At 73.5% G+C, this 6,647-nt stretch carries 8 protein-coding genes; 6 read left to right on the top strand and 2 right to left on the bottom strand.

Going from position 1 to position 6,647, the window contains the following annotated elements; all coding sequences use genetic code 11:
- The 3 genes from F9B16_RS48495 to F9B16_RS48485 all read left to right on the top strand — a co-directional run.
- A partial coding sequence (locus F9B16_RS48495) for an ABC transporter permease (protein WP_151547028.1) occupies positions 1 to 1,057 on the top strand: 1,057 nt, incomplete at its 5' end.
- A gap of 14 nt (positions 1,058 to 1,071) precedes the next feature.
- Positions 1,072 to 1,254 carry a hypothetical protein gene (locus tag F9B16_RS48490; RefSeq protein WP_151547027.1) on the top strand — a complete coding sequence of 61 codons (183 nt, stop codon included), beginning with the start codon at positions 1,072 to 1,074 and terminating at the stop codon, positions 1,252 to 1,254.
- Between the two features lie 123 nt (positions 1,255 to 1,377).
- Positions 1,378 to 2,238, top strand: coding sequence for a DUF4253 domain-containing protein (locus F9B16_RS48485; RefSeq protein ID WP_151547026.1), 861 nt, complete (start codon positions 1,378 to 1,380; stop codon positions 2,236 to 2,238).
- 16 nt (positions 2,239 to 2,254) lie between these two features.
- On the opposite strand, the gene F9B16_RS48480 is transcribed toward F9B16_RS48485, so the two are convergent.
- The gene (locus F9B16_RS48480; protein WP_225992634.1) at positions 2,255 to 2,881 is read right to left on the bottom strand and encodes a TetR family transcriptional regulator; all 627 of its coding nucleotides are present in this window, start codon (positions 2,879 to 2,881) and stop codon (positions 2,255 to 2,257) included.
- A 67-nt stretch (positions 2,882 to 2,948) separates the two neighbouring features.
- Here F9B16_RS48480 and F9B16_RS48475 point away from each other — a divergent pair, with 67 nt between their 5' ends.
- Entirely contained in the window at positions 2,949 to 4,094 is a 1,146-nt protein-coding gene (locus F9B16_RS48475; RefSeq protein WP_151547025.1) for an acyl-CoA dehydrogenase family protein, read from the top strand.
- A gap of 42 nt (positions 4,095 to 4,136) precedes the next feature.
- On the opposite strand, the gene F9B16_RS48470 is transcribed toward F9B16_RS48475, so the two are convergent.
- On the bottom strand, positions 4,137 to 4,394 hold the full coding sequence (locus F9B16_RS48470) for a hypothetical protein (RefSeq protein ID WP_151547024.1): 258 nt from the start codon (positions 4,392 to 4,394) through the stop codon (positions 4,137 to 4,139).
- 197 nt (positions 4,395 to 4,591) lie between these two features.
- Here F9B16_RS48470 and F9B16_RS48465 point away from each other — a divergent pair, with 197 nt between their 5' ends.
- Positions 4,592 to 5,866 (top strand): cytochrome P450, encoded by a 1,275-nt coding sequence (locus F9B16_RS48465; protein WP_151547023.1) that lies wholly within the window; start codon positions 4,592 to 4,594, stop codon positions 5,864 to 5,866.
- An 86-nt stretch (positions 5,867 to 5,952) separates the two neighbouring features.
- Positions 5,953 to 6,647 (top strand): hypothetical protein (locus F9B16_RS53360; RefSeq protein ID WP_225992633.1); only part of this gene is annotated, 695 nt, incomplete at its 3' end.

The following is a 6,647-nucleotide window of genomic DNA, read 5'->3' as shown; positions in this document are numbered from 1 at the left end:
GAGCGCCGCCGCGCTGCGCGCCGGCTCGATCATGACGCCGGTCGCGCTGGCCTTCGCGTTCGCGGGCGTGCAGCTGTTCGCGCAGTCCACGGTCGTCCACGCGACCGCCGTGCAGTTCGCCGACGGGAACCGCGCCGACCAGGTCATCGTCGCCGACGGCCCGGGCCTGCCGCAGGGCGCGGCGGACGCCGCGCGGCGCGTCCCCGGCGTCACCGCCGCGACGCCCGTCAAGCGCACCACGGTCGTCATGGCCGTGAAGGAACTGGGCGAGAAGAACCTGCGGTCGCTGACCGCCCAGGGCGTCGGCGCCGACGCCGCCGCCACGATGGACCCGAAGGTCACCTCGGGCGGCCTCGGCGCCCTGCGCGGTGCCGCGGTCGCGCTCAGCCGGGACGTCGCCGGAGGGCTGCACGTCGGCTCCACCGCGCCGCTGTGGCTGGGCGACGGCACGCGGATCGACGCCCGGGTCGTCGCGGTGTACGACCGGGGGCTCGGTTTCGGCGACGTCCTGCTCCCCCACGACCTCGCCGTCGCGCACTCGTCCACGCCGCTCGACGACCACGTCCTCGTCCGCGGGCACGCCGACCTCCGATCCGTCACCGCCGCGTACCTGGGCGCGCGGACCGTCGACCGCGACGCGTTCGGCGCCGAACTGTCGGACGAGACGCGCCTGCAGGGCTTCATCAACTACGTCGTGGTCGGCGCGATCGCCGGGTTCATCCTCATCGGCCTCGTCACGACGCTGGCGCTCGCGACGGCCGCGCGGCGCCGCGAGTTCGCGCTGCTCAGGCTGGTCGGCGCGACCCGCCGACAGGTCATGCGGATGCTGCGGCTGGAGGCGCTCATCGTGCTCGGCACCGGCGCCGCCGCCGGGTCCCTCATCGTCGCGGTGGTGATCCCGGCGTTCGCGACGGCGGTCACCGGGCTGCCGCTGCCCGCGGTGTCCCCGGTGACCTGCGCCGCCATCCTCGCGACCGTGGCGGGCTCCGGCGCCGCCGCCGTCCTCGTGCCGGCCGCGGCGATGCTCCGCCGCCGCACCTCCCCGAAGATCCATTGAAAGGCGCATCCACGATGAACGGCACCGGCAACTCCGCCCGCTGGCCCCTGTTCGGCCTGCTCCTGGCCGCGAACGTGGTCGCCGGCCTCACGCTGAAGGGCACCTGGCTGGAGATCCCCGTCAGCGTGGTCACCGGCCTCGGCGTCGTCGCGATCGTCCTGGACTACCTCCTACGCGGCCGACGCGGGCAACGCTGACGCCCCTGCGCGCCGCCCGGGCGGACCGAACACTCCCGCTCCTCCCCCGGGCGGCCCGCACCGCCGTTACCATCTCGGAGTGCCAAGATCCCGTTGGCATGCTCTGTACCGGAACGGCGTGAAATGGATGATGTCGAGATCCGGCGGCACCTGCCGGGCAACCTCCCGCAGCTGTTCGCCGACGGCGCGGACGGCGCCGGCCCGGAGGCGGACGGCGCCGCCGGGCGGACCCTGTCGGTGTCGCTGCCCGAAGGCGACGTGGTGTGGCCGGACCCCGGCTACCCGCAGCGGCAGCTGCTGATGCGGCCCGCCTTCTGGCTGAGCGACGAGCCCGTGCACGGCGAGCTGTGGGGCCGGCTGCGCGCCGAGCACGCCCGGTCCGGCCTGTGGCCGCTGCTCCTCGACGAGACCGACCAGCCGTGGGCGTCCGGCCAGATCGCGCCGGAGCCGGTCGAGGAGATCGGCAACTACTCCCCCGACGCGTTCCTGTACGAGGTGTGGGCCGACTGGGCGGAGCAGGCCGCCGACGACGACCACGACGACCTGGCCCCGTTCGGGAGGCACTGCCCCGGCCCCGCCCCCGCCGGCGCCCTGCTGGACGACCCGGACGCCGTCGCCGACCGGTACGCCCGCGCCCTCGGCGCACGCGGGCCGTCCCTCGGGCTCGTCGCGGTCGAGCGCGGCGCCGACGCGATCGCCGCGGTCGGCTGGCAGGGCGCGCTGAACCACAACGAGTGGACCGCGCCGCTCGCGGCCGTGCTGCGCGGCTGGGAGGACCGGTTCGGCGCGCGCGTCGTCGGGCTCGGGTTCAACACGCTGGAGCTGAGCGTCGCCGCGCCGCCGGTGACCACCCGCCACGCGGTGCACGTCGCGGCGGAGCACTGGGCGTTCTGCCCCGACATCCTCTTCCAGGGGCCCGGCACCCTCGCCGGCTACGCCGAGGAGATCCGGGGCAAGACGCACTGGTCGTTCTGGTGGGACTAGCGGCGCACCGGCCGGGCTAGGGGCGCGCGCCGAGCATCCGCAGCGACAGGTGCGCGGTCAGCGCGCCGATCTCCTCCGGGGAGCGGGGCCCTTCGGGGCGGTACCAGCGGCACACGTCGATCGCGAGCGACGACATCGCGCGTGCGGTGCCCTCGATGTCGGCGACGTCGAACACGCCCGCCGCGGCGCCCGCGCGCACCTCCTCGCGCACCAGAGCGCGGACGCGGCGGCGGATCGCGGCGATGCGCCGCGCGTGCGCCGCGTCCAGCGCGCCCAGCTCGTTCTGGATGACGCGGGCGGCGCGGTGGTGGCGGGCGTGCCAGCGCGCGAACGCGTACATCAGCGCCCGGACGCGCGCGGCGGGCCCGTCGACGCCCTCGACCGAGGCCTCCAGTTCCGCGAGCACCGACTCGTGGACGGTCAGCGCGATCTGGAACAGCAGGTCCGCCTTCGTCCGGTAGTGCACGTAGAGGGCGCCGGCGCTCATCCCCGCGCCGGCCGCGATGTGCCGCGTCGAGGTGCCGTGGTAACCGAGTTCGGCGAAGGAGTCGACGGCGGCGAGCAGCAGGCGGCGGGACGCGTCCGGCGCGACGCCCGCCCACATGGCGTCGCCGCCGTCATCGGAGCCGCTGCGGGGAGCCATGCGCAGAAGCCTAAGCGATCGCTCAGTACACTGGGCCCGCACTTCGCACCATTCCAGGAGGAACCGCATGCGGCGCACCGTCTTCGAGGCCGACCACGAGCTGTTCAGGGAGTCCGTGAGGGAGTTCGTCGAGCGGACCCTGCTCCCGCTGGACGAGGACATCCGCAATGAGCGGATGCTCAGGCGCGAGGTGTGGCTGGAGGCGGGCCGGCAGGGCTTCCTCGGCATGCAGGTGCCCGAGGAGTACGGCGGCCAGGACGCCGGGGACTTCCGCTTCAACGCCGTCATCGGCGAGGAGCTCGCGCGCGTCGCGGTCGCCTACAACTCGATCGTGTCGATCCACATCGACATCTGCGCCCCGTACCTGCTGGAACTGGCGACCGACGAGGCGAAGAAGAAGTGGCTGCCGGGGTTCTGCACCGGCGAGCTGATCACCGCGATCGGGATGACCGAGCCGTCCGGCGGGTCCGACCTCGCGGCGCTGAAGACCACGGCGGTCCGCGACGGCGACCAGTGGGTGATCAACGGGTCGAAGACGTTCATCACCAACGGCGGCCACGCCGACCTCGTCATCGTCGCGGCCAAGACCGACCCCGAGCGCGGCGCCAAGGGCATCACCCTGTTCGGCGTCGAGGCCGGCACCCCCGGCTTCAGCCGCGGCACGAAGCTCGACAAGGTCGGCCAGCCGGAGGCCGACACCTCCGAGCTGTTCTTCGAGAACGTCCGGGTGCCGGACTCGCACGTCATCGGCGAGCTGAACCGCGGCTTCATCCACATGATGGAGCGGCTCTCGCAGGAGCGGCTGTCCTGCGCCGTCGCCAACGTCGCGCACGCCCGCGGCGTCCTGGACGAGACGATCGCCTACGTCAAGGAGCGCAAGGCGTTCGGGCAGCCCATCGGCAACTTCCAGCACAACAAGTTCCTGGTCGCCGAGCTGATCACCAAGCTGGACGTCGCGCAGGCGTTCGTCGACCAGTGCCTGGCCGCGCACGTGGCGGGCGAGCTGTCCGCGGTCGACGCGTCCAAGGCCAAGTGGTGGAGCTCGGACGTGCAGAACCAGATCATCGACGCCTGCGTGCAGCTGTTCGGCGGCTACGGCTACATGCGCGAGTACCGCGTGGCCCGCGCCTGGATGGACGCCCGCGTCACCCGCATCTGGGCCGGCTCCAACGAGATCATGAAGGAGATCATCGGCCGCGACGCCGGCCTCTGACCCGCACCGGCGCGGGTGCCGGCGGGCCGGCGCCCGGCGGCCTCAGTCCTCGCGGCGCCGCTTGGACGCCGGTTCGCCGTAGCCCGGCTTGGGCTCGGGCGAGGTGTCCTGCTGCTTGCCGCGGTGGATGTTGCCCAGCCGCTCGGCGTGATGGTGCGGCTGGTGCTTCGGGGCCGAGTGCGGCTGCTTGGACGCGCCGGTGGTGACGTTCCGGGCGCTCGGGGCCTTCCCCTGCTCCCTCGCCTCGCGGGCGGCCTTCCGGCGTTGCTGGACGTTCCCTTCCATCTTCTTGCCGGCCATGGCTTCCCCCCTGTCTCCGGCTTGCGGTCACCGTCCTACCCGCCCGCCCCGGAGCCATTCGCCCGTAACACCCCACCAGTCGCAGAGCGATACGAACCGGACGCACAGCGAGATCCGGTGGCGTCCGTCTCGAAGATGTGATGTTTTAGATCCTGCACGGAGGTGCGACGAGCGCTTCTGATCAATAACCTGCGATCATGGCGAATGTCGGGGCACGCGCGGCCAAGTGGCTTGTACGGGGATACATCGCCAGGAAGCAGCGTGCCGGATTCAATCTCGAGTCGATCCGGTTCCTGCCGAACTCCACGCTGGCGCCGCTGCGCCGCGACGGCCTGGACCCGGTGAGCGACCTCACCGAGATGCGGGAGGCGCGGAGCGTCAGCAGGCTGCCGCTCCCGTTCGGCTTCGGCGTCTGGCTGGTGACCGGCTACGACGAGGCCAAGGCCGTCCTCGCGGACGCGGACTCGTTCAGCAACGACCTGTCCAACCTCGTCGGCAAGGTGGACGTCCCGGCCGGGTTCACGCCCGGCGGGCTCGGGTTCTCCGACCCGCCCGTGCACACCCGGCGGCGCAAGCTGCTGACACCGGAGTTCACCATGCGCCGGCTGAGCCGGCTCACCCCGCTGATCCACACGATCGTCGAGGAGCGGCTCGACGCGATGGCGGAACGGTCCGGGCCCGTCGACCTGATGGAGGCGTTCGCGCTGCCCGTCCCGCTGCTCACGATCTGCGAGCTGCTCGGCGTCTCGCACCGCGACCGCAGCGACTTCCAGCGGCTGAGCAGCGCCCGGTTCGACCTGTTCGGCGGCGCGAGCGCGTCGGTCGGCGCGATCTCCGAGTCGATGGACTACCTGCTCGAGGTCGTCCGCCGGCAGCGGGTCGAGCCGGGCCCCGGCCTGATCGGCATGCTGATCCGCGAGCACGGCGACGAGCTCGACGACCTGGAGATCGCCGGGCTCTCCGACGGCGTGCTCACCGGCGGCCTGGAGACGACCGCGAGCATGCTCGCGCTCGGCTCGATCGTGCTGCTGCGCGACCGGGAGCAGTTCCAGCGGGTGCACGACGACGACGAGGCGATCGTCCCGTTCGTGGACGAGCTGCTGCGGTACCTGACCGTGGTGCAGCTCGCGTTCCCGCGGTTCGCCCGCAAGGACACCGAGGTCGCCGGTGTGCGCATCGCCGAGGGCGACGTGGTGCTGATCTCGCTGTCGGCGGCCAACCGCGACCCGGCGCTCGGCCCCGGCATGGACGGCTTCGACGCCGGTCGCAAGACCCCGCCGCACCTGGCGTTCGGGTGGGGCGCGCACCGCTGCATCGGCGCGGAGCTGGCCAAGATGGAGCTGCGCGCGGCCTACCCCGCGCTCGTCCGCCGGTTCCCCGACCTGCGGCTCGCGGTGGAGCCGGACAAGCTGAGCTACCGCAAGCTGTCGATCGTCTACGGCGTCAACTCGCTGCCCGTGCACCTCGGCTGACCGGGCGCGGTCGGCGCGGTCGGCCATCGCGGGCGGGCGGCCGGGGGCGCGCGGGTAATCGCCGAAAGCACGGGTAGTGCCCGGGCGTGACCTCACTACTGAAGGGCGTCCTGCGCGGCATGGCGGCCGGCGCCGCGGGGACGACCGCGCTCAACGCGACGACCGAAGCGGACATGGCGATACGAGGCCGCCCGGCGAGCGGGACGCCGGCCGCCGTGGCCGGTGAGCTGGCCGGCCTCGCCGGCGTGAGCATGCCGGGCGGCGAGCTGGAGCGGGCGAACCGGCTGGAGGGTCTCGGCGCGCTCGGCGGCACCTTCACCGGGATGGCCGTCGGCGCGCTCGCCGGGGCGCTGCGCGCGGCCGGGATCCGGCTGCCCGCCGTCATCGGCGGGCCGCTGCTGGGCGCGGCGGCGATGGCGGCCGCCGACCTGCCGATCGCCCGGCTGGGGATCTCCGACCCGCGCACCTGGACCCGGGCCGACTGGGCGTCCGACGCGATCCCGCACCTCGTCTACGGCATCACGACGCACTCCGCGCTCGCCGCGATGTTCCGCGCCGACGAGGAGCGCAAGGCCCTCCGGCAGCCGGCGCCCGACCGCCCGTCCCGCCGGGCGCTGGTGCGCGCCGCGGCGCTCGGCGCGGCCACCGGCTGCCGCAGCTCCGCCGGGCTCAGCGCGCTGGCGCTGCGCTCGCGCCGCTACTACCCGGGGCTGTCCGGCCGGCTCTCCCATCCCGCCGTCAAGGCGCTGAACAGCCTGTTCACGGTGGCCGAGATGGGGCT

Origin of the sequence: Actinomadura montaniterrae (assembly GCF_008923365.1) — a bacterium.
Classification (GTDB): Bacteria; Actinomycetota; Actinomycetes; order Streptosporangiales; family Streptosporangiaceae; genus Spirillospora; species Spirillospora montaniterrae.
Note: the sequence above shows the minus strand (reverse complement) of the source record. Positions and strands in the feature narration are given on the sequence as shown.

Bases quoted from the DNA above. Each gene is read 5' to 3' on its own strand.
- F9B16_RS48490 (WP_151547027.1), top strand. From the start codon at position 1,072: ATGAACGGCACCGGCAACTCCGCCCGCTGGCCCCTGTTCGGCCTGCTC.
- F9B16_RS48485 (WP_151547026.1), top strand. From the start codon at position 1,378: ATGGATGATGTCGAGATCCGGCGGCACCTGCCGGGCAACCTCCCGCAG.
- F9B16_RS48480 (WP_225992634.1), bottom strand. From the start codon at position 2,881: ATGGCTCCCCGCAGCGGCTCCGATGACGGCGGCGACGCCATGTGGGCG.
- F9B16_RS48475 (WP_151547025.1), top strand. From the start codon at position 2,949: ATGCGGCGCACCGTCTTCGAGGCCGACCACGAGCTGTTCAGGGAGTCC.
- F9B16_RS48470 (WP_151547024.1), bottom strand. From the start codon at position 4,394: ATGGCCGGCAAGAAGATGGAAGGGAACGTCCAGCAACGCCGGAAGGCC.
- F9B16_RS48465 (WP_151547023.1), top strand. From the start codon at position 4,592: ATGGCGAATGTCGGGGCACGCGCGGCCAAGTGGCTTGTACGGGGATAC.